We start from the raw sequence: 23,033 nt of genomic DNA on the forward strand, positions 1-23,033 counted from the left end.
AATGTTTCGATTGGAACCCCGAAATTAATTTATAACCTCGGTGTAATACATTAATCAACTATTGCTTAACAGGAAGAATTGTGCCCTCTTTCATCTCCTCGTTAGCTTGTTTAACCAGCTTGTCACCATCTTTCAACTCACCGGTAATTTCTACTTTTTCTTTGCCTGTAAATCCTGTTTTTACATCTACCCAATTGGCTTTGCCGTTTACCAGTTTCACCACAAACTTGCGTTCCTGCGTGGTTACAACAGCCTTGTAAGGTACCGTAAAGCCAGGATCAGGACGATCAACATTTAAGGTGATCTGGGCAAACATACCGGGCTTAAGCTGTTTTTTTTGATTGGGGAAACTAAACTCCCATGTTTCGCTCCGGGTATCTGAGCTGATCGCTTCCGATTTTCGCGCAAGATTGGCTTTAAATACAACTCCGGGCAAAGCAGAAACAGTAAATGAGGCCTGGTTATCTTCTATTTTAGTGGCATTATAAGCCTCCGGTACCGGGACCTGGATCCTTAACAACGAGTTATCCTCTACAGTAAAAAGCAGGATCTTACCGGTATTATCCACATAATCGCCTTTAAAAATATTACGCGCGGTAACTACTCCGTTAAATGGTGACCGGATAACCAGGTAATCTTCTAATGCATGGTTAGCCTGGTTGGCAGCTTTGGAAGCTTCGTAAGCGGAGCTATCCGTTTTCATTTGGTTGCGGGCAATATCCAGCTCGTTATCTGATATGGCGCCGGGTGTTTTGGATGCTTTTAACAACCGTGAGTAAATGCTTTTGCTGGACAGGAACTTAGAATAAGCTCCCTGGCTGTTACTGCGGCTCTGCGCCTCGCCGGCTTTTAATTCAGGCGCGTCCAAGATACAAAGCACCTGGCCTTTACTCACCGTGCTGCCAATGTCCGCTTTTACATCTTTTACATAGCCGGCTGTACGGGCATAGATATTGGCCCGGTCGTTTGGTATAATTTCTCCGGTGAGGCTGAGTTTATTGCTCACTTTACCGGCTTTAAGCTCAACGATCTCTACAGGTTGTTTTGCTGGCGCCACCGTAGCTACCGGCGTCTTATTGCCATTGCTGCCGCAAGCCCCAAGTACCAGCAACAGGCCTAATCCTAAATATGTATGTAATGCTTTCATGCGTTTGGTTCGGTAATGGTAAAGTATTTGCTTTTCTTATCGTCGGGATCAAGTGAGATTAACTTAACCGGGCGATCGCCGGCTAAGGCATGATAGATCAGCGGTAAAATCAACAGGCTCAAGAGCAACCCGAATAATAACCCGCCTATTACCGCTATGCCTAAAGGTGCGGTCTGATCCCCGCCCTCACCTATTCCCGATGCCATCGGGACCATACCTGCAATCATTGCAAGGCCGGTCATCAGGATTGGCCTTGTCCTATCCCTGATCCCGATCAGAAATGAATTTTCGGTTCTTAGTTTACGATAGTTTTCCGCCTGTATGATAAACAGGATAGCATTGGCCACCGCCACGCCAATGGCCATAATACAACCCATGTAAGATTGAATGTTTAAGGTTTTGCCCGTTAGCCACAGCAGTAAAAAACACCCGGTCAATACGCCTGGTATAATACCGATCACGATCAGCGAAATCCTGAATGATTGGAAATTAACAGCCAGCAACAGGAATATCACGACAATGGCCAGCAGGACACCTGTTTGCAGTTCATCAAATGTTTGCTGAAACACTTCTGCCTGACCCTGCTGCTGGATCTTCATACCATCGGGCAACTTCCCTAAACCTGCAATAATCTTATCAATGTCGTCGATGGCCGCGCCTAACGATTTGCCGTGCAGATTGGCCGTAAGCGTGATAAAGCGCTTTTGATTTAAACGGTCATACTCCCCTTCTATCCTACCCATCTTCCAACTGGCCACATCACGCATAAACACCTGTTTGCCGCCATTTGAACCCAATAGGATATTATCTACCTTACCAGGGTCGTTCATGACAAACTCCGGCACCTGAACCTGCACCTGGTAAGCAGTGGCATTAGCTTTATCCAGCCAGTAATTGGGCTGGGTAAACCTGCTGGAAGAAGTGGCCGCTATCAGTGATTTGCTGACGTCATCTACCGTTAAGCCTAATTGTCCTAACCTAACCCGGTCAAACTCCAGTTTCATGGCGGGGTAACTTTGAGGTGCGCCATAGGTAATATCCCGCAGGTATGGCAATTTATGTAGTTGATCCAGGATCCGCTGCGCAAAATCCCTGTCCTGTAATAAATTTTTACCCAATATCCTAATCTGTACAGGGGTATTGGTGCCCTGGCTCATCACCTGGTCTACCAGGTCCGACGGCTCAAAGGAAATTTGCATACCGGGTATTTTCAGGGCCACTTCTTTTCTCAAAGTTTCCTTAAAATCTTCGAGATTTATGCCTGTATTCTCCACGAAATTGACTTTAAGAACTGCTTCCTGGGGGCCGCTTGTCCATAAGTGGATGGCATTAACAGGGTATGACGAACCCTGGTTGCCGATAAAGGCAGAAGTAATGGCTATTTTTTGTCCGCCCGATAAACTATCTATCAGAGCCAGCAATGCTTTGGTTTTGGTTTCAGTACGCTCAAGACGGGTGCCATCGGCTAAACGAACCCTGACCTGGAATTGGCCTGCATCAACTTTAGGAAATAATTCTTTTCCTAAAACATTGAACAATAAAACCGCGGCAACCACAGATACCAACAGGTATACCGTAACAATCAATGTAGATGCGGTGGCGGCTTTTTTCAGCCATTTGCCATGCCGGTCTTTAAATTTACTCATCTTTTCGCCCTCTTTCGCGTTTTCGCTCAAATGATCCTTAAAAAGCCAGTTGGCCATGACCGGGACAAAGGATTGTGAAAGCAGGAATGACGCGATCATGGCCAAACCTACCGCTAAGGATAAAGGCAAAAACATTGCTTTGGGAATACCGGACATAAAAAATGCCGGAAAAAATATCGCAAGGATACATAGCAATATTAACAGCTTGGGTAATGCTATCTCTTTAGAAGCTTCCAGTATCGCCCGGCCTTTCGACTCGCCTTTTTCCTGGTGATGATGGATATTTTCTATAGTAACGGTAGCTTCATCTACTAAAATACCAACGGCCAGCGCCAGGCCGCCTAAAGTCATGATATTGATGGATTGACCGAATAATTTCAGACAAATAACCGCTGATAACAAAGCCAGCGGAATAGTAAGTACCACAATGAGCGATCCCCTCCAATCGCGCAGAAATAACAGTACCATGAGGCCAGTGAGTACGGCGCCTAATATCCCTTCTGTAGTTAAACTCTTTATCGAATTGATGACATAGCCCGACTGGTCAAACTCGTAGCTCACTTTGATATCCGGCGGTATGGCAGCCTGCATATCCGGCAATGCCGCTTTAACCCGCTGAACCACATCCCAGGTAGAAGCATCGGCCCTTTTGGTTACAGGAATATATACTGAGCGTTTGCCGTTAATGAGCGCATAACCTGATGTAATATCCGCCCCATTATCTACCGCGGCCACATCATGTACAAAAACAGCCGGGCCGCTGCCAGTTTTAATGGGAATATTAGCCAGGTCCTGGATATTTTCCACAACCGTATTTTGCGGCGTGATCAACGTTTGGTCGCCCACACGAATATTGCCCGATGGGGTGATGACATTCCCCTTGGCAATGGCGGTTACCAGGTCCTGGGGTGTAACGTTGTAACTACGCAATTTATCAGGATCAGCTTTAATGAGTACGGTTCTCTGGTTACCCCCAAACGGCGGCGGGGCGGAAACACCCGGCAGGGTTGAGAACATGGGCCTTACCTTAAACAAGGCCAGGTCCTGCACTTCAGACAGGGAGCGCGTTGAGCTGAATACCAGTTGCCCTACCGGTACGCTGCCACCGTCAAAACGGGTAACAAAGGGGGATATAGTACCCGGTGGCATAAATGCCCTGGCCCGGTTCACCATCGCCACAACCTCTCCGGTGGCCTGGCCCATATCCGTACCCTCGTGAAAGTTCAGCTTTAGCAGGGTTACGCCTTGTATAGTCTTGCTTTCAACCGATTTGATGCCGGTAACATACAGAAAGTGGTATTCATAATAAGAAGTGATATAACCTTCCAATTGCTCGGCAGACAGGCCGCCATAGGTTTGTGCTACATAAATGGTTGGGGTGCCCAGTTTTGGAAAAATATCCACGGGCATATTGCGAATAGAAATTACGGAAAAGAAAATGATGGCGATAACCGCGACAATGATCGTTACCGGTTTTCTTAATGAGCCATATAAAAGCTGGATGATATTCATTTTCCGTATTGATTTAAAAAGAGATCTATATTGCCCTGGTAAGCGGCCTTAGTTAATAAAGATTTCCAGGCTCCCCAATAAGCGATCTTAACCGAGGCTTCCGATTGGTAAAGCAATTGCAGGGATTGGATCACATCATAATAACTGATGAGCCCCGACTGATAGCGGGATTGTATTGCCTGGTAGGCGTACCGCGCCGTTTTCAATGCTTCCGGGGCCAGGCGGGCGGATTGTATGGCCTTAGTTAAAGCGGAATCTGCTATTTCCCGCTCAGTATTCAAATGCAATTCGGTTTGTTTAAGCTGCTCCCGGCTGGCCTCGATATTAAGCTGCTGTTGTTTGAACAAGGGTTTCTGTCGAAATACTTCCAGGATAGGAAAAGAAAGCTGTGCGCCGATACCATAATTATACCGCTCAAAACGCCACCCATCACCGTTATTAACCGCCCCATCGGCGGCGACGCCTGATCCTCGGCCATAACCCACGCTCCAGATGGTTAGTTTAGGCAAAAGGCTCTTTTTATAGGTTTTTAGGGTTAATTCATTGGTCAGCACATTGGTTTTTTGCAAGCTAACCTCCGGATGTTCAATATCATCAGCATTGAGCGCAACAACAGGCAGGCTCTTAAACATCGCAGAATCTGCCACCGGGGTACCGGGTAAGTTACCACCGGTAAGTTCTTTTAAAACGATCAGGCATGAATCCCTTCGGCGTTCAAAAGCTATGAGTTGGATCTGCGCTTTAGCCAGTTCGGCGTGAAAAGTAGATGAATCCGTTCCGGGCCTTAACCCGCTTGATACAACAGCCTGCGATTGTTTCAGGTGATAAGCATCCCTGCTGATATTACTTTGATAAACTTTAACCAGGTCGGCCGTAAGCAGGTAATTGAGCCAGGCATTAATCACAAATATCTTATGCTGAAAAATGGTAAGCGTTTCGTCGGCTTGCCCGTTTTTGAGTTTCCCCCTGGCCAATTCAACGGTTGCTCCACGCTGCCCAAAGGTAAAAGGCTCCCATTGCAGGTTCAGAGCTGCGGCACTTCCTGGCGTGCCTTTATAATCATTTGATTTGCTTGGCGGGCCGCTGATAGGTGTGATGTATTGCGGGTAGATCATACCCGTAATATTGTTGTAAGTAGCGTAATCTACCTGGTAAGATGCATTTATAGAAGGAATGATGCCGTTTTGCTGTAATTTAACGGCATATTGCAATCCCTGGGTCTGCAAACGTTTGGCTTTAATCAGCGGATAATTACGGGCCGCCGTGCTGAGCAGGGAATCAAGATAAATGCTGCCGGATTGCTGTGCATGAAGCTGCTGACAAAACAACCCCATGGCCAGCATCAACAGTATAATTTTTGAGGTTTTAGCCTGATAAAATTTCGAATAGGTTTTTGAATACACTATATATAAATTTATGGTTGCAACGCTATAAACAATCTACTGGAAAAGCTTGAATAAAATTTACCATTTGGATAGATTTTACTTTTTGGCCAGGCTTTTTTTATACTCCGAAGGGCTTTGCCCCGTATGCTGTTTAAAAATCCTCGAAAAATGGCCCTGATCAGAAAATCCGGTCAGGTAAGCAATCTCTGTGAAGCTGTGGGTGGTGGTCCCCATCAGGTTAATGGCTTTTTCAATCCGCATTTTCCGGATATAATCGCCAAAGCTCATATTCTCAAAATATTTGGAAAACTCCCTGGATAAATAGGCCGGATTGATTTCCAACTCTTCAGACGCCTGTTGCAGGCTCAGGCTCATATTGGTATCGATCTGGTCCTGGATCATCTCTTTCAGTTCCTTTGTCCAGGATGGCGCTTTTTTATCTTCTTTAGTTTTGAGGTACTGGTGGTAAACCTCTATAAGCCTTTGTTCAACAGGCCCGTCTGTATGTTTTTGTTTATGGAGGTATTTGGCCCAGTTGTATAGTCCGTCGTAGATCACCATGCCTAATGCCAGGAGTTGCTGATCATCGGCAATATCATGCCTTAACCCCGAAAATACCGCTTCCAAACCGGCTGATTGCGGCGCAAAATCGTGACGGTCGGTGTCCGCGCCCCTGATTATTGAGGCCAGTCGATTTAAAGCTGCATCTTTTAACTGGTGTTTTTTAAGGAAATAATCAAAGGTGCATTGATCTTCGTAATGGGTATATTCTACATTGGGAATATCAAAGGGGATAGCATCCAGTTCAGCTGCCTTCGCCAGCACTTCCTCGTACGGAACGTAGATGATTTCACCTTCAGGATCAATGAAGCGTTTGATGAGCCAGGGGCAGGCAATACGGTCAATTTTAGGACGGGCACGCGTGATCCATTTCATAGTGGATCAAAGTTAAAAATCTAAAGCATATTAGTGGCGACCCCATTCCTATAATCGGCAATGGAATTAGTGATAATTATGATACATAAGATTTTTTCGACTACCAGAATTATTGGTTTATCATTCCGCTATACACATCGGCCAGGCGCTCTACCTCAACGCTGGCTAATATAAATGCGCCGACACCTTTAGCATCGTTAGTTATTACCTTTTCGCTTAAATAATACTCGTAACTTCCATCCCGGTATGGTTTCCCTCCAAGCCCCGACACACTCACGGTGCCGTTAAGCTTCAACTGCCCATTTGCATCTGTTTCAATAAACTTTTTGATAATTCCGTTGTAGCCTTTTTTAATGGCGGGTAAATAGTTTGGTTGTAAGTATCCCTGCCACACCGCTTTTGCCATGGTATATACAAACATGCATGATGCCGATGCTTCCGGATAATTCCCTTTGGCGTAACCTTTGTCAAGTACCTGGTACCACAAGCCAGAATTTTCATCCTGATATTTAACAATTGCCTCGGCAAACCGGTTAAGTATTGCCAGTAACTCCACGCGTTTGGGATGCTGCGCCGGAAAATAATCAAGCACATCAACCAATGCCATCCCATACCAACCCATTGCCCGGCCCCAAAAATTAGGCGACTGACCGGTTTCCGGGTTAGCCCAACGTTCTTTTTTACTTTGGTCCCAGCCATGATACAACAGCCCGGTTTTTGTGTCGCGGACCTTTTCTTCCATCAGGATAAATTGCCTGGCTATATCATTAAATGCGGTATCTTCATGAAAAGCGGCAGCATATTCAGTATAAAAAGGCTCGCCCATATATAAACCGTCCAGCCACATCTGGTTTGGGTAACGGTTTTTATGCCAAAAGCCTCCCTGTGGTACACGCGGTTGTTTCCGCAGTTGTTCACGCAGCAACGTTGCCGCTTTATAGTATTTTTTGGCACCCAGCACTTTATATAACGTCAACAAATTACGGCCGCACAATACGTTATCTATATTATAATCAGCTTGCCGATAGGTGCGGATATTGCCGTCGGCCGTAACATATCTGTCCATACATTGCTGTATATAGGTGAAGTATCTTTTGTCGCCTGTTTGTTGCCACACGCCTTCTATGCCTTTCAAAATCACGCCCTGGTCATAAGTCCACTTGTCGCCGGTTGTCAGGCTGTCTTTCCAGATAGTCATAACCGTTTGTGCCATGCGCTGCGAATAAGGCTGCTTGTTTTGAGCCTGTAATATCAATGAACACTGTGCAAGGATGGCAATAACAAGCAGGCACCTTTTTATAAGCTGATCACTTCTCATACAAATTTATTTTGGTGATGATAAACTAACCGGATCATCTTCGTTTATTTTTATTTATTGTTGATTTACAATTGATGGATACCGGTTCCAATATATGCTCACACATCGTATTAATTATTAGGCGTTACCCTAAACCAATCTACATCAGCATAACCCGAATCATTGATCTGGCTTGTACGTGTACAAAACAAGCCAATCTTGGCCCCAATCCAACGGCCTGCCTCGGCCGTAAATGGCCTGCCGGTACTTTTATAATCTATTCCATCGGTGCTGTAGCTGAAGTTACATACGGCATTCTTCGTTACTTTAACACGCAGGTAAACAATTGGTGACGATAGCTTCGTAATCACTTCCTCCAGCTCCTTTTTGCCCTTATCTGCTTCCGTACAAGTAGTAAATACCAGGTATATGCCATCTTTTTTACTTTGCATGGCTATATTAGCGTAGCTGAAACCCATAATGGTAAGTCCCGTTTTTTCACCCTCCAGCTTTAAGTTAGGCGTGAAGGTGATTTTGGCAGTAGCCATAAATTCATCAGCCGGAAACTTTTGTAACAGCACATTTGGCGTAAACCACAGGTTAGCGGGATCATTTGGGGGTTGATAACTATAAAGCCTCAAAGCGCCTTTATTGGTGTTCATAAACATCCATACGGGCTTCGCGTTAGCTATCCATTGCCATTGTAAGCCTGGAGACATGGTATTAAATTCGTCACTTTCCTGCGGAGTGCTCACCGGAAATATTTTACCAACATTGGGCTTTTTATACGTTAATACCGGTTCGCCTTTGCCATCACCATCCTTATCCACACCAATAACAGGCCAGTTATCCTTCCAGATCATTGGTTGTAAATGCACTACGCGCCCATAAACGCCCTTATCCTGAAAATGTAGAAACCAGTCTTCTCCGGTTGGTGTATCCACCCATGCACCCTGATGCGGGCCATTGATGCTACTTTTCCCCTGATCCATTACCACCCGCCGCTCATATGGCCCATAGATATTTTTTGAACGCAGCGCCAGTTGCCAGCCTGTGGGGACGCCCCCTGCCGGAGCAAAAATGTAGTAAAACCCGTTACGCTTATAAAACTTCGGGCCTTCTATGGTAGGGTCCATTTCATGTCCGTCATAAACAATCACGCCATCGTCAACTACCCTGGTTCCGTCATTATTTAATTTATTTACAGCGATTACGCTTTTTATACCTGCCCGGCTTCCTGCAAAGCCGTGCACAAGGTACATGCTGCCGTCGCTATCCAGCAGCGGGCAGGGATCTATTATACCTTTGCCTTCCATTACCATAACGGGTTTGCTCCAGGGGCCGGCGGGATTTTTTGCTTTTACCACGTAAATGCCAAAATCAGGGTCAGGATAATAAATATAAAATTCGTTATGGTAATAGCGGATGGCGGGAGCCCAAACCCCATCGCCGTGCCGCGGTACGTCAAAATGATCAAAGGGTGGCTGCTTCAATAACGCGTAACCTAAGATGCTCCAGTTAACCAGATCTTTTGAATGCAAAACAGGCAAACCTGGAATTGCTTCAAAGCTTGAAGATACAAGATAGAAATCGTTGCCAACGCGAATAGCGTCAGGATCGGAATAATCGGCATTTATCACCGGATTTTTATAGGTGCCATTACCCTGATCTGCCACCCATACTTTAGAGATATAATTGGCACCAGTTACGGATAGTCCTTTTTTTTGCTGCGCAAGAACCTGTCCGTTTATAATTAATAGCGTAACGAACAGTAATTTATTTTTCATATAAAGGTTTAACATTTGAATGCGCGATATGCGGGGTAAGTCCAAGCTTTAACGACCGGATGCCTGCTAAAACTATTTCGGCCATTTTCAGGGCTCCCAACTTACTAAAGTGCGTATCATCAGCCCGGCCTTCCGGATAGTTAATACTTTCTCCCGGAGTAAGGTAATTAAACAACTTTTTTGATCCTTCGGGTCCGAGTTTTTGCAATAAAGCCTGGCTTTCCCTGTCCAGGTCAATCAGCGGGACCTTTTGTTCTGCTGCCAGTTTACGCACTATGGCCGAATACACTTCATGTGTGCCAACTATGGTTCCTGTTGTATCAAACTTTCTTCGCGCTGCTGGTGTCAGCAATACCGGGTTTGCTTTTTTTTCCCTGGTTTCGCGGATGAACCTTGCTAAGTTATCCCGGAACCCCTGCTCATTGATATAGCTCTTTTTAGTAGGCACCTCATCATTATGGCCAAATTGTATAAATACATAATCGCCTTCCCTTAAACTGCCGATAATAGAACTCCATAAGCCTTCACTAATAAACGTTTTGGTGCTTCGGCCATTCTGCGCACGGTTGTCAACAACTATCGTACTATCAAAAAAAGCACTGAAAGGCATTCCCCAGCCTGTCTCGGGAAATGCCTTTGGCTGCTTATTGGCCATTGTTGAATCACCCGCCAGGTATACGGTGGTATGGCTGGGAGTAATCAGAAAAGACATCAACAACAACGCGCTTATTAAAACACAAATAAATAATAAGCCTTTAATTTTAATATTACCACTCCTATACATCATATATCGTTTTTAGCAAAATGTTTTCTCTCCGGTTGCATGCTTATAGCAGGCTCAAAAATTATAAAAAGGGATCATTTATCAGATCCCTTTTATACCGTTTCAAATTAATTATAGCCCGGGTTTTGTTTAAATACATCTTTATTGGTTACGGCATCAATTTGTCCCTGAGGTATGGGTCGTACCAATTCATATGGCTTGAAATTGGCTGCGGCGTCCGGGTTCATAGCCTGGATCCGGCTTGCCAATTTACCCGTCCGCTTCAAATCAAACCAGCGTAACTGTTCGCCGCCCAACTCACGTGCTCTTTCGTCCAAAATAAAATCGAGCGAAACCTGTGCGGGAATGATCTGCATTTCTGCTATATGACCAGGTTTTGCTGCCCTTGTCCTGAGTACGTTAATATAAGTTGCCGCGGTTCCCGGGTCGCCCAGGTTTAATTTTGCTTCGGCAGCAATCAGGTACATCTCGGCCAGCCTGATCACAAAGACATCGCGGGCACTTTGGGCCTCAGCCACACTTGCGCGTGTTGAATCTTTAAATTTCGATAAAGAAACATAAAACTTACGCTGAATAGGTACCCCATTTGATTTATATACCTTGGACAGGTCATAAGTAACGTATTTACTGCTCTGCGAGGCTGCAGGTATAGTTGCATTAGGGGTATAACAAACCGTATCGCCAACTTTAACAGCATTACCATTATAAGTACCTGCTTTGTTAGCATACCAAACACTCTGAAAGGAGCCGGCATAGCGTGAATCATTTTGCTGATCAAACATGTTTAAATAAGCTAAAGTGGGCATATACCTGTTAAACGGCCTTCCGTTTGGAATATCACGGACGAGCAGGCTTGAATTTACCTGGTCATAAACCATCAGGTATAGTAAGTGCCCGTTGTTTGAACCCCGATAGTGCCCGTTTGGATATGTTGCCGAGGTAAGATCATTATTGGCCAGGTTGGTTGAATAATCAATGGCCCAAATCACTTCCTTATTTTTCAGGTTCCCCATATTCCACAGATCAGCATATTTAGGCTGCAATACATAGCTATAGTTTTTAATCACATCATCGGCCATGTTAAATGCCTCGGCATTCATACCCCGGGTTAAGTACATCCGTGCTAAAAAAGCTTTAGCTACCGGCACTGTTGCCCGTCCATAATCGGTGGTGGTTGGAGTCAGGTTAGCTACTGCAAATGTAAGATCTTCAAATATCTGCTTATAAAAAGTCTCAACCGGTGTTTTATTAGCTTCTGTATTGGCACCTGCGGTTGGTTTGGTGGTAAAGTTTACACCGCCCCAGGTTTCAACAATATGCCAGTAATAAAATGCTCTTAAAAAACGCAGCTCGGCTTCGCGGTTCAATTTTTGGGCTGCCGTATAATCTGTAACGGCAGCAATCTGGGCTATGCCCGTATTGCATAAATTTACACCGGCATACAAGTTGTTCCACAATAAAGGCAGCGGGTCTGCGGTGCCTTGTAAATTAATATATTGAGTAAACATTGGGTATGGGTCGCCGGTACCGCTCGTCCAGATATCCGTTCCCATTTCAGAGGCCAGGTACCCTTCTTCCTTCCCATACCAAAACCGGGTATAGGTATAGGCTGCATTAACCAATGTTTCAAAACCTACCGCTTTGGTATAAACTGTTGTAGCGGTTAAATTACTGGGGTTATATTCTTCGAGCTTTTTGCTGCAGGCACTAAATAAAGTGGCAATGGCTATAAGCAGCAGCGCCCAACTTTTTAGTAAATTTTTCATAATATATTTTTTAAGATATTAGTATTTGTTAAAAAGAAAGGTTTACACCGGCCAGGAACAATTTAGTAAGTGGCCTGTCAAATGAACCACCGCCTTCCGGATCATAATCTTTTATCTTTGAGAAGGTCGCAAAGTTTTTGGCGCTCACATAGATTCTTAAATTAGACACATGGATGGGTTTAGTTACACTTGCGGGAAAGGTAAACCCAAGCGTTGCGTTCCTTATTTTAACATACGAACCATCTTTATAGCCCAAGGTTGAAGCAAATGGCTCTGATGCCTTTGTGATATTGGCACTTGGCCTTGGGTAGGCGTTTGTTGGGTTTTCCGGCGTCCAATAGTCTACATTGGCGCCATTTTCAATTCCATTAGGCTCATACTTCAATGCGTATTGAGATACGAACATCTGCCCGATACGTCCAAATACCTGCACATTTAAATCGAAGCCCCTATATTTAAAATCGTTGCTAAAGCCAAAGCTATACCTTGGGACAGCTGAGCCAAGTATTTTACGGTCAAATGTTGTGGTAAACTTTCCGTCATTATCTAAATCAGCAACCTTAATATCACCTGGCTTGTACCCATAAGTTGCAGCCTGGGCGGCTTCAGATGTTTGCCAGATACCTGTTTTTTGATAATCGTAAAAAGATACAACCGGGTAGCCTATAAACCAGCCATTGGCAAGGTCGTTCACACCATTTGGTAAATAAGTGATGCGTTCCTTATTGCGTGTATAGGTGATATTGGATGTCCATGTAAAGCTTTCTGATTGGATGTTAATGGTTTTCAGTGCAATCTCAATACCTGTATTACGACTTTTGCCAACATTGGCCAATGTTCTTTGCGCTCCTGTTGAGGCAGGTAATTGCTGTGGCAATAACAAATCCCTGGTGTGCGAATCATAATAATCTATAGTGCCCGAAACCCTGTCTTTATAAATTCCGAAATCTATACCGGCGTTTAAGGTTCCTGTTAACTCCCACTTTAATTGAGGGTTTCCGATATTGGGGTCAAGGCCATATGCTAACGCGGTTATATCGTTCCATGAAAATGGAATAAGCACTGCCTTACTTTGGGTTTGGTATGCGCTTACAGCAGCATTGCCGGCAACCCCATAGCTTAAACGTAATTTCAACTCAGAAAACACGTTTTGGGTTTTCATAAATCCCTCATCAACCACACGCCAGGCCGCGGCAGCCGAAGGGAAGAATGCCCATTTATTTCCCGACGACAATACGGATGAACCATCAGCACGCCCGGTGAGGGTTAGTAAATACCTATCTTTAAACGCATAATTTAAACGTAATGCTCCTGAAGTTAAATGTTGCCCAACGTAATTACTTGATATTTTTAAGTTAGACGGATTGTTTTGCAGCGCGTAGAAAGATTGGTCGGGTATTAATTGTCCGGTGCCTTGTGCTGCAGATTGGTCCATAACATTTGATTGATAACTGGTAACACCCGTTACAATTACGCTATGCCTGGCTATTGTCTTTTGCCAAGTAATAATATTTTCCCAAAGCAAATTAGTTTCGTTTGAATTGGTTACTGACGATAATGACCCTGAAGATAAGGCCCGGTTTATAGTATTGGCACTTTCAAAATGGCCGTTTCGTGAACCAGATAGTGTGATACCTAAATTTGACCGTATGGTTAAACCATTTATTGGCTTCCATTCTGCATAGGCGGTTGAAAGCAAATGAGTAATCTTGTTTTTATTTACAAACTGGGATGCATCATCATCAAAAAGAGGATTGGCCTGGTTACCGTTACCCGGAAATTTAGCTATACTACCATCTGCATTATACGGATTAAAATAAGGAATAATTTTATTGGCTATGGATAATACCCCATCGTTTCGAAGGTTTTGATCATAATAAGCAAGCTGACTTTGCAGCCCCACTTTAAAAGCTTTGAATAACTGGTGATCTATATTTAACCGCAGGGTATACCTGTTTGAGTAATCATTAGCGTATAACCCTTTTTCCTTAAAATAATCAAAAGAAAAGTAAGCTTTTGTTTTTTCACTACCACCGGAAACGCTGGCGTTATAATCCTGTTGGGAGCCTTTATGCAGTAAAAATCCCGGCCAGTAATATGACAGGCCGCTTTGAACTGCAGCCAGATCGCCTGCACTGGTAAAAACTTTCGGATCGTCGGCAGGGGAATTCCATGTTCCGATAGTTCTGAAGCTTTCACGTTTCAGGTTTGCATATTGCGGCCCTGTCATGGGTACCGGATAGCCTGCAACATCCGAAATTCCATAGTATGAACCCGCAGCTACTTTCGGTTGCCCGCTGCTGCCTCTTTTTGTTGTAATTATAATTACACCGTTTGCTCCGCGCGAACCATAAATAGCGGTTGATGAAGCATCCTTTAAAAACTCCATTGATGCAATGTCGTTTTGATTGATATCTTCATAATTGCTGTACTGGATTCCGTCGACTATATAAAGCGGGCCGTTACCTGCAGATAGAGACCGGTTACCCCGAACAGTTACGCTTACATTTGCACCTGCAGCACCGCTTGTACGCACGATATCTACACCCGAAACCTTTCCCTGAAGCGCTTCCATAGGATTTGATGCCGCAACTTTGGTGATCTCATCCCCCTTAACAGAAACAACGGAACCGGTAAGATCCCTCTTTTTTACCGCGCCATAACCCACAATAATCACCTCTTCGAGCGATTTGCTTAAAGGAACTAAAGCCACCTTTAAAAAGGTTTTGCCATTAACACTCTGTTCTAACGGCCTGAATCCTAAAAAAGTAAATACCAATACGGTATTGGCATTGGGAACAGTAATGGTAAAATCGCCTGAAACATTAGTTGCTACACCGATATCAGTGTCTTTTATCCTTACCGATACACCAGGCAGGGGTTCGCCTTTTTCGTCGGTTACTTTGCCATTTATGGTTATTGTTTCAATTTGCCCATTGTTGCTCGCAGCAGGCCCTGCAGTTGTGGTATTAAACAAAATAATATTGTTGTCTATCTGGCTATACCCAATTCCCCGGTTGGCAAAAAGCTCGTCAAGGATATCCTTTACCGATTTGTCGAGGGAAGAAACGGTAACGCGGGTGTTGGGTGACAGGACATTGTCTTTGTATGCAAACCGCAAATTGGTTTGCTTTTCAATTTTTTTGATTACCGATTTTATCGTTTCGTTACCCACTTCCAGCCTGACATTGATCTTATCCAGCGATTGACCCTTGCTTGAGGAAGCTAAAAGCAATTGGCCGGAGACCAGAAATACCAACAGGATCATAAAACTGAATCGCATAACTTTTCGGAACGTGTTTAAAAATTGGCGTGCAGAGGCACCGGATAATGTGCACCATTGCTTAAACGCAAGAGTTTTTTTCATAACTTGCATTGGTTTTAATCGGTTAATAATAATTGGTTAAATACTTGCCCTGTCGCCGAATGATGTGAGAAGTCGTAAGCAACGGGGCTTTTTTAATCTGGAAGGTTTAAAGTATCAATGTTTCATAGGTTTTTTATTTAAGAGGTAAAAAATTGGTTATTATTCACAGCCGGAACCGGATAGCGTAACATCACCTTCCTTACTCCATTTATAGCTCAGATTATTCAGGTGCGATAATACTTTGATAACCTGTTCCAACCCCGTGGTATTTAAGAAGGTTGCGCTAAAACGGCAGCTTCCTATCTTTTCGTTATCAAGGATAACTTTTACACCATATCTTTCTGTTAAAACGGCCGCGGCTTCTTTCAATGTTATATGATCCATCACCAAATCGGTCTCTTTCCAAAGTACCGTTGTTTTGGCATTCAATATATCTATGGAAGATTGATTATTGATTTCGTTATAACTTATCTGATGATTGGGCAATACAATGCCTAAGGTTTTTTTAGGGGTAGATACTTTAACTTTTCCACGGGTTACCGTTACCTGGATCAAACTGCCTGCCGATTTAATATTAAATGCCGTACCTAACACGCGGGTTGTAATTTGCCCTGTATGCACCAGGAAAGGGTGAAGCGGATCATGCCTTACATCGAAATAGGCTTCGCCGGTTAAATATACTTTGCGGGTTTTCCCGGTGAATTTTGCCGGGTAATCTAAATGACTGTTCTTATTTAATGTCACTACGCTTCCGTCGGTCAGCCTGATCTCGTGCACATGGCGGACGGAGTTTGATAGTGTTACCCGGGCCTGCATGGGCATTGGTTTAGGCCTTGTGTGTAAAAAGTACAGGCCTGCGCATATTAACAATGCAATGGTAGCGGCAACCGAACGGATAATTGTTTTGGAGCTTCTTTTTTGAAATGAGTAAACGTTTTTTTCCTTTTTTACAATCTCAAGCAACTTATTGTATAAAACTTCCTGGTGAACGACTTCTGCGTCAGCATCAGGTTTCATTTCAGTATCGGCCCATAGTTTCTCCAATAAACCTTCAATTTCTGGCAAATTCTCCTCTTTGGCCATCAGCTCAAAAAGTTCGTTAAACTCTTCTGTAGTACACGAGGTGTCCAGGTATTTTTGAAATAAGTATTTTATGCGAAAAACAGAGGCTGTTGACATGCTGCACTTGGCTGGTTTAAAACCAATTCATATACATGACGATAAAAAGAGAAGAGAGGACTAATCAGATCTGAAAAAAAATAAAAAAAAACGAGATTGTAAGCAAGATGGATAGTTGACCGTGTTTTATAAACTCGCGCATTTTTTTTAAAGCAGTAACAATGTGATTTTTTACCGTGTTTTTTGACAGGTTTAGTTTATCAGCAATTTGCTCATGCGTAAGCCCTTCTTCCCGGCTTAAATTGAGTATCAATTGTTGCTGTTGAGTAAGCATTTGCAAACAATGTATCACATGCTGGTTATATTCTTTAAAATCGTGATTTGAGGCTGCAGTTGCCTGCTCATACAGCATGTGTTGGTTAAGGAGCTGCTGTATTTTTTTTTCGCGGGTGGCCGTACGTAAAAAGTCGAGTGATTTATTTACAGCCATCCGGTAAAGAAAAGCATCAACATTTTCTACTTCACTTAAGATCTCTTTAGCCGACCAGATCTTTACAAAAATATCAAGCACCAATTCTTCTGCAATTTCGCGAGACTTGACAACTTTATAAATATAGGCGAAAAGCCGGGGTTGGTTTTTTTGGAAGAATAACTTAAAAGCAAGCTCATCGCCCGATGACAGACGCTGGTGCAGCGAATTTGATATTTCGTCACCTGTATCGGATGAGCCCAAATTGTTGAACAAGGCAATATTATAATTGGAATCATAAAGTAACAATCTATTATTCAAATAATCAATAAGTAAGTGAATAAATGATTGTTTAGAATACAATTAATAATACGCTCCGTACCGGTCAACCAATACTTAAATGATATATCCTAAATTATTGCTAAATATAGTGATAACGGAATCTTACGGCCTCCTTCAGACCTGTCCTGACTTCAATACAAGTCCATCCCTTTCAAACCTGATTCCCGGCCAGCCATAGGCCATAAACTGTCGGATATTTTGATGATCTGTACCATCTGGATTTGCCAGTACGGCCCTGTAATGCTCCGCAAATAAATAAAGCGTATCAGGCTCACTTAGATTATTGAGTTGAGCAAAAGCAAAAACTCTGGCGCTGCCCTGGTTTTGTGCTGCTTCGTTATAAACATTGCCATTTTTAAATGCAGTTGGCTGATGCTCATAATAATTGGCAATAAATTCAATAACTTCATTAAATGTAACCGTACCCTCTTTTAGGGCGGTAAGTAGATCAGACAGTTGTTCTTTCATTAAGAAAATATTTTTGCGAAAATAAAATTTAAAAACAGTTATTGATGCAGGTGGTTGATTTCAATTGAAATGGAGCCAGATTAACCGTAGCTTATAGCCAGCCCTGCCCTTTAAGATAAGCAACAAATTGCGGGTTTTGCACGGAAAGTACGGGTAACCATAATCCTAACTTTTCCCGCTCCCAGTAAGGGCCGGCACCAGGCGTGGGACGGGCAAAGCGGTAACGGTAAATAACTGCACGAATATAACGCGGTGGTTTTCCCGGGAAGGGATTTCCGGCAAATAAACCAACTCCCCCCGGGTCATTATGCAATAGTTTCCAGGCCAGATGATATGTCCAGGGGTACTGATCGGCTGTGGACATTGCGGCAAACCACATCTGCCAGTCTAGTCTTAATTGGTATGGCGCCACCTGGCGGGGCGTACCATCAGGCGCGACAGGCAGCCCTTTATAAGGATAAGCTTTCCAGTTTGCACTATCGGGATTGAGGTCTCTTGTTCCTTCAAAAACTACATTAAAACGTTCCTGTCCCACGCTGCCGAATGCACCATAGGTATTTACAAGCTCCAGAGGGTCAAATGAGGTATTCATAATTTGTTTGGGCGACAGGAGGTTAAACGCGGGCTGGAAGCTTAGCAATCCTACTATACAAGTTACTATCAGTGCGGTGTACTGCATAGGCAGCGAAACTTCAGCTTGCTCTTCGGCCTTCGCAGCTTTGCGTACAAGTATGCCCGGCAAAAGTTTAGCCCAAAAACCATCATCAAGGCAAGCCAGCGCAGGCACAATGGTAAGCCAATTCAAAAAAGAGAGGTTCCCGCTCAGGATGATTGCAAATTGGAACAGAATGATAACGGTACCTGCGATGTGCCTGAATATCCGCGGGCCAAAAACAAACCAGGGTGCCAATAGTTCGGCCAGCCAATTGAACCAAACACCAAGCTGCAATAACGAATGTGGCAGAAAGTGAAACCAGCGGCTAAATGGTCCCGGTATTGGTTGGGTTTCAAAATAATAATACAATGCTGTGCCATTACGCCACACAGCATCGCCACGATATTTGATCATCCCCGCGCCAAACATGATCCGGAAGATGAGCCAGCGAAACACGATGATAACCAGCAAAGGCGGCGGACGTTTGGGAAAAGGCCGCATATCCAACAAAGGGCATAAAAATATAGCAAGAAAACCGGTTTCTGTAAGTTGGATTTCCCAGCCATAACCGTACCACTCCTGTCCAACATGTACCAATGATAGATACAATACCCACAATACCCCCATTGAAAGCCCGTTGGCATAACCGGCCACAACAATCAGGGATAAAATTAAACCTGTCCATGAAACAAGCAGTAATGCCTGATCTGAATGCCAAAACCAAAACACTGAAGGCAGCCGCATAAACCCTGCTCCTTTTGAACCCAGTGCTATACTTACCTGATGCAAATAATGATCAACCGGTAATAAGCCATTTGAGCCGATTAATGGCAGCACCTGGGTTATAGCCACAAGGAACGCCACCGCGTAAACCGCACCCAGCAAACGAAGGATCACAAAACGAGTGAGCCAATACTGAGGTGCTGAGGTATGTTCAAAGCTATATAACATAGTGACGTGTATCTTAAAGTTACAGAGATTTGAAGATTATGGGTAGAAATATTTAATTAACGCAGTGTTCGAATCAAAATGAATTTTCTTGCTCATAGCTTAAGGAGTTCAGCCCAATAAAAGCAGCCATGGCAATTAAATTTATATATTTATTACCTAAAGCTTAATTCTTAAAAAATGTCAAACAATAAAAAAAACTGGTATCAAAGACATATCGATTCCATGAACTTTGGGCAGCGATTGGCCGACTCTGTAGCGGCTGGCATGGGTTCATGGCGGTTCATCATCATTCAAACCTTAATTGTTGCATTGTGGATGGCGCTAAACGTAGTGGCCTTTATTGGTCATTGGGATCCCTACCCATACATTTTATTAAACTTGTTGTTTTCAACCCAGGCAGCATATGCAGCCCCGATTATCATGATGGCACAAAACCGCCAAAATGAACGTGACCGCGCCCAGGCCAATGAAGATTTCCGAACCAATGTGGCAGCAAAAAAAGAAATTGAAGAATTACAACTGCGCTTAAACGCCATTGAAGTAGACAAGCTCGACAGGATCCTGGCACTGCTTGAAAAAATGGATAAAGAATAATCCATAATCGCACAAACACGAAACCAACCGCCTTTTCAGGATAGTTGGTTTCGTAATCTTTGCCAATCGTTATGGAGTGTAAACTACGGGGCAATGATTGCCGGCGCTTTAAAAAAAATCTTCATAGCTATTATTTTACAGATGTATCAAATAAAGAAACCGTAAACTGGCTATCGGCGTCCGTTTCGCTTGTTTTAGCATAAGGAGAAAATGTTTTGACTGACAACTCGTTGCGCTTAACCGAAAATTTATACAAACGCATCAACCCGTTACCGCCGTTTGGCCTGCTTTGATAATCGTTAAGGAAAGCCTTAATTGTGTGGCCGTTAAAAACTTCTGTACGATAACCCTCCCCATTATCACCAACGTGCCCGCAAAGCATCATAAACAGATTGGGATTGTTTTTAAGACTTTCATAAATAGCCTTACCTTGTGCGTTAAAAGGGGCTTGCGGTGTGTTAGAGCCGGTTACAGGGTTAAAATGTAAAATGGAGTGACTTACAACAATCGCTTTCCGCGAAGCGTATTTGTTTAACATTTGGTTAGCCCAGCCATACAAGCCAGCCTGATCTTCATTAAAAGCATCAAATTCGAGGAACATTACTATGAAATCAAAGCCGCCTGCAGTAAACAGGTCATAATGGCTATCATTATTGTTGCCGTAATGGCCACCATAATATGAACGGCCCTCAAAGTGTTTTACACCAAAATATTGATTATATCCATTAGTAGTGCCTGTAACCGGGCGCTGTGACGGGAACTGGTCATGATTACCAACAGCCAAACCATAAGGAATACTAACCGGGTTTTCCAGGCCATAAAGCGCGGCTTTGGCAAGATACCACTCACTTCTGGCTGTTACCGGGTTATCACCATGTTCGGTAATATCACCCATGTGTGCTACATAAGCGATGTTTTCTTTGGCCTGGTTCTTCTGGATCCAGTCAATCTGGGCTTTGAACATATCAAAAGTTCCGCCAAGCTGAGCCTGGGCCAGGTAGTATTGCGAATCGGGAATTACAGCGATTGAAAAATCACCGGGTTTAACCGTTGCCGCGGGCCCGGGAGCGTTTAAAACGGTATCAATTGAAGGCAATATCTCTTTTGCCTGCGCGTTATAATTCAGCGACAATAAGCCAAAACAAAGCCCCGCCGATAATGCATTTCTGTATTTCAGTAACATAATTTTTTGTTTGAAGGGTTAAACCTGATCCCTGCCTTCAGCAATCTGAAAAGCAGGGATGATAAGTTTTAATGGATCAATAGCCCGGGTTTTGAGTCATTCGACCCGGATTTAAATCAATTTCGGGCTGAGGGATGGGATATAACAATTTGTTGGCTGTTACATTGTATGTATCAGGTGTAAGGTAGTTTACCTGAGTTTTTAGTACAGCTCCAAAAGCGTTCATCACGTCAACAGCTTTGCCGGTGCGTACAAGATCGTTCCAGCGGTGGTTTTCGAAGGCCAGCTCGACCCGGCGTTCATGTGCTATGATAGTGCGCAAAGATGCCTGGTCGGCAGTGGTTGTTGCGGGTAGCCCTGCCCTTGACCTTACTGTGTTCAGTGCAGTTAATGGCGATTTACCCTGCTCGTTCTGTGCTTCGGCTAAAAGCAGCAATGCATCTGAATAACGGTAAACAGGGAAGTTATCACTTGACCCGGTAACCGCAATGAGTGGCGGGTGCTCGTACTTTTTGATGTAAGGTACGCCCATTTTACCTGCTGCCGGTGTATAACCAATTACACTTTTATTGGCCGAATAAACAAACAGGTCGCTGGCGTTATAAGTACCTTCAACAATCCCGATAGAAGCATCAAGGCGCTTGTCATTGGGCTCATAGGCATTGATCAAATCCTGTGTAGGTGTATTCCAGCCACCGGTTGAGCTGTTGTTGATATTAATCCCGGTGATGATTGAGGTGTTGGTACTCCGCGGCAAAAAATGAAAAGGCAGCGGATTTGGGGTTGTGCCTAAAACTGTTCCTTCTAAAAACTGGATGTCAAATAATGATTCTTTGCTGTTTTTATTTCCGGGTGTAAAGGCATCTGCGTAATTAGCGTTTAATCCGTAACCCATGCCCGAAAGCGTAGTTAGTAAGGTTTCAGCGTCTGCCCATTTCTTTTGAGTAGCGTAAACCTCGGCCAGGAGAATCGTTGCCGATCCTTTGGTGGCTTCTCCTGTTTGAGGGAATTTCGCCGGTGCACTCAACTCGCTGATGGCATCCTTAGCATCGGCAATAATTTGATTATATATCGCGTCAGCTGCTGAACGTGGTAAAAAGGCATCTTCGGCCTTGGTCACTTCCTTTAAAAATAAAGGAACGCCACCAAATAACCTAACCAGTTTAAAGTAATAAAAAGCCCTTAAAAATTTGGCTTGCCCATCAATGGGCGCCTTAACTGCTGCATCAAAATCTGTTGTTTTCAATCGCTCAATAACAATATTGGTGCGGGAGATGCCGGTATAGCAATGCTGCCAAACAGCGTTTATGTAATCGTTAGTAGATGTATTTGTGAAGTTTGAAATGCTTTCGCGATATAAATATGCAGTACCGCGATTGCTGGGATAAGGCTGGTAAATGGTATTGTCCGAGCGCATTTCTGAAGTAAAGTAATCGTTTACCAAAACGTCACGCAGTGGTGCGTAGGCGGCGATGTCGGCCTGTTTAAACTGATCAACAGTTTTATAAAATGTAGCATCGGTATAGGAGTCCTTTGGTGTAAGGTCGATAAAGTCTTTTTTACACGAAGCAGCGGTAAGCGCTGTTAATGCAAGGATGATATATGTCTTTTTCATACAATGGTCT

Annotated in this window: 16 protein-coding genes; 1 reads left to right on the top strand and 15 read right to left on the bottom strand. The window is 43.8% G+C overall.

Going from position 1 to position 23,033, the window contains the following annotated elements; genetic code table 11:
• Positions 1-58: 58 nt before the first annotated feature.
• The 13 genes from FHW88_RS09140 to FHW88_RS09200 all read right to left on the bottom strand — a co-directional run bounded on the left by FHW88_RS09140 (position 59) and on the right by FHW88_RS09200 (position 19,631).
• A complete protein-coding gene (locus tag FHW88_RS09140; RefSeq protein ID WP_176624776.1) occupies positions 59-1,147 on the bottom strand; it encodes an efflux RND transporter periplasmic adaptor subunit in 1,089 nt (362 codons plus the stop codon).
• Positions 1,144-4,305, bottom strand: a complete 3,162-nt coding sequence (locus tag FHW88_RS09145) for an efflux RND transporter permease subunit (RefSeq protein WP_176624778.1) — start codon at positions 4,303-4,305, stop codon at positions 1,144-1,146. The genes FHW88_RS09140 and FHW88_RS09145 overlap by 4 nt, the downstream gene beginning before the upstream one ends.
• The gene (locus tag FHW88_RS09150) at positions 4,302-5,708 is read right to left on the bottom strand and encodes a TolC family protein (RefSeq protein WP_176624780.1); all 1,407 of its coding nucleotides are present in this window, start codon (positions 5,706-5,708) and stop codon (positions 4,302-4,304) included. The genes FHW88_RS09145 and FHW88_RS09150 overlap by 4 nt, the downstream gene beginning before the upstream one ends.
• Before the next feature lie 78 nt (positions 5,709-5,786).
• On the bottom strand, positions 5,787-6,626 hold the full coding sequence (locus FHW88_RS09155) for a chromate resistance protein ChrB domain-containing protein (RefSeq protein ID WP_090525779.1): 840 nt from the start codon (positions 6,624-6,626) through the stop codon (positions 5,787-5,789).
• A 109-nt stretch (positions 6,627-6,735) separates the two neighbouring features.
• A complete protein-coding gene (locus FHW88_RS09160; protein WP_176624782.1) occupies positions 6,736-7,944 on the bottom strand; it encodes a glycoside hydrolase family 105 protein in 1,209 nt (402 codons plus the stop codon).
• Between the two features lie 110 nt (positions 7,945-8,054).
• Positions 8,055-9,710, bottom strand: a complete 1,656-nt coding sequence (locus FHW88_RS09165; RefSeq protein ID WP_176624784.1) for a glycoside hydrolase 43 family protein — start codon at positions 9,708-9,710, stop codon at positions 8,055-8,057.
• The gene (locus tag FHW88_RS09170) at positions 9,700-10,422 is read right to left on the bottom strand and encodes a rhamnogalacturonan acetylesterase (protein ID WP_255485247.1); all 723 of its coding nucleotides are present in this window, start codon (positions 10,420-10,422) and stop codon (positions 9,700-9,702) included. The genes FHW88_RS09165 and FHW88_RS09170 overlap by 11 nt, the downstream gene beginning before the upstream one ends.
• 179 nt (positions 10,423-10,601) lie before the next feature.
• Complete coding sequence (locus FHW88_RS09175) at positions 10,602-12,260, bottom strand: RagB/SusD family nutrient uptake outer membrane protein (RefSeq protein ID WP_112652357.1); 1,659 nt, start codon at positions 12,258-12,260, stop codon at positions 10,602-10,604.
• 28 nt (positions 12,261-12,288) lie between these two features.
• Positions 12,289-15,543 carry a SusC/RagA family TonB-linked outer membrane protein gene (locus tag FHW88_RS09180; protein WP_255485248.1) on the bottom strand — a complete coding sequence of 1,085 codons (3,255 nt, stop codon included), beginning with the start codon at positions 15,541-15,543 and terminating at the stop codon, positions 12,289-12,291.
• 243 nt (positions 15,544-15,786) lie between these two features.
• Complete coding sequence (locus FHW88_RS09185; protein WP_176624786.1) at positions 15,787-16,806, bottom strand: FecR family protein; 1,020 nt, start codon at positions 16,804-16,806, stop codon at positions 15,787-15,789.
• 64 nt (positions 16,807-16,870) lie between these two features.
• The gene (locus FHW88_RS09190) at positions 16,871-17,536 is read right to left on the bottom strand and encodes an RNA polymerase sigma factor (RefSeq protein ID WP_176624789.1); all 666 of its coding nucleotides are present in this window, start codon (positions 17,534-17,536) and stop codon (positions 16,871-16,873) included.
• Positions 17,537-17,671: 135 nt separating this feature from the next.
• Complete coding sequence (locus tag FHW88_RS09195; RefSeq protein ID WP_176624791.1) at positions 17,672-18,025, bottom strand: HopJ type III effector protein; 354 nt, start codon at positions 18,023-18,025, stop codon at positions 17,672-17,674.
• A 91-nt stretch (positions 18,026-18,116) separates the two neighbouring features.
• Positions 18,117-19,631, bottom strand: coding sequence for a lipase maturation factor family protein (locus tag FHW88_RS09200; RefSeq protein ID WP_176624793.1), 1,515 nt, complete (start codon positions 19,629-19,631; stop codon positions 18,117-18,119).
• Positions 19,632-19,808: 177 nt separating this feature from the next.
• On the opposite strand from FHW88_RS09200, the gene FHW88_RS09205 reads away from it, so the two are divergent.
• A complete protein-coding gene (locus FHW88_RS09205) occupies positions 19,809-20,225 on the top strand; it encodes a DUF1003 domain-containing protein (RefSeq protein ID WP_176624795.1) in 417 nt (138 codons plus the stop codon).
• Between the two features lie 130 nt (positions 20,226-20,355).
• On the opposite strand, the gene FHW88_RS09210 is transcribed toward FHW88_RS09205, so the two are convergent.
• Together FHW88_RS09210 and FHW88_RS09215 are read right to left on the bottom strand one after the other, a co-directional pair.
• A complete protein-coding gene (locus FHW88_RS09210; RefSeq protein WP_176624797.1) occupies positions 20,356-21,408 on the bottom strand; it encodes a metallophosphoesterase in 1,053 nt (350 codons plus the stop codon).
• 76 nt (positions 21,409-21,484) lie between these two features.
• Positions 21,485-23,023, bottom strand: coding sequence for a RagB/SusD family nutrient uptake outer membrane protein (locus FHW88_RS09215; RefSeq protein WP_176624799.1), 1,539 nt, complete (start codon positions 23,021-23,023; stop codon positions 21,485-21,487).
• Positions 23,024-23,033 lie beyond the last annotated feature (10 nt).

The sequence above is a fragment of the Mucilaginibacter sp. SG538B genome, assembly GCF_013376065.1.
Lineage (GTDB): Bacteria > Bacteroidota > Bacteroidia > Sphingobacteriales > Sphingobacteriaceae > Mucilaginibacter > Mucilaginibacter rubeus.

Excerpts from the sequence above, each read along its gene's own strand:
- FHW88_RS09170 (WP_255485247.1), bottom strand. The coding sequence starts at position 10,422 with ATGTCTTTTCTGATTACTCCCAGCCATACCACCGTATACCTGGCGGGT.
- FHW88_RS09145 (WP_176624778.1), bottom strand. The coding sequence starts at position 4,305 with ATGAATATCATCCAGCTTTTATATGGCTCATTAAGAAAACCGGTAACG.
- FHW88_RS09160 (WP_176624782.1), bottom strand. The coding sequence starts at position 7,944 with ATGAGAAGTGATCAGCTTATAAAAAGGTGCCTGCTTGTTATTGCCATC.
- FHW88_RS09155 (WP_090525779.1), bottom strand. The coding sequence starts at position 6,626 with ATGAAATGGATCACGCGTGCCCGTCCTAAAATTGACCGTATTGCCTGC.
- FHW88_RS09180 (WP_255485248.1), bottom strand. The coding sequence starts at position 15,543 with ATGCGATTCAGTTTTATGATCCTGTTGGTATTTCTGGTCTCCGGCCAA.
- FHW88_RS09210 (WP_176624797.1), bottom strand. The coding sequence starts at position 21,408 with ATGTTACTGAAATACAGAAATGCATTATCGGCGGGGCTTTGTTTTGGC.
- FHW88_RS09175 (WP_112652357.1), bottom strand. The coding sequence starts at position 12,260 with ATGAAAAATTTACTAAAAAGTTGGGCGCTGCTGCTTATAGCCATTGCC.
- FHW88_RS09215 (WP_176624799.1), bottom strand. The coding sequence starts at position 23,023 with ATGAAAAAGACATATATCATCCTTGCATTAACAGCGCTTACCGCTGCT.
- FHW88_RS09185 (WP_176624786.1), bottom strand. The coding sequence starts at position 16,806 with ATGTCAACAGCCTCTGTTTTTCGCATAAAATACTTATTTCAAAAATAC.
- FHW88_RS09205 (WP_176624795.1), top strand. The coding sequence starts at position 19,809 with ATGTCAAACAATAAAAAAAACTGGTATCAAAGACATATCGATTCCATG.
- FHW88_RS09200 (WP_176624793.1), bottom strand. The coding sequence starts at position 19,631 with ATGTTATATAGCTTTGAACATACCTCAGCACCTCAGTATTGGCTCACT.
- FHW88_RS09165 (WP_176624784.1), bottom strand. The coding sequence starts at position 9,710 with ATGAAAAATAAATTACTGTTCGTTACGCTATTAATTATAAACGGACAG.
- FHW88_RS09195 (WP_176624791.1), bottom strand. The coding sequence starts at position 18,025 with ATGAAAGAACAACTGTCTGATCTACTTACCGCCCTAAAAGAGGGTACG.
- FHW88_RS09140 (WP_176624776.1), bottom strand. The coding sequence starts at position 1,147 with ATGAAAGCATTACATACATATTTAGGATTAGGCCTGTTGCTGGTACTT.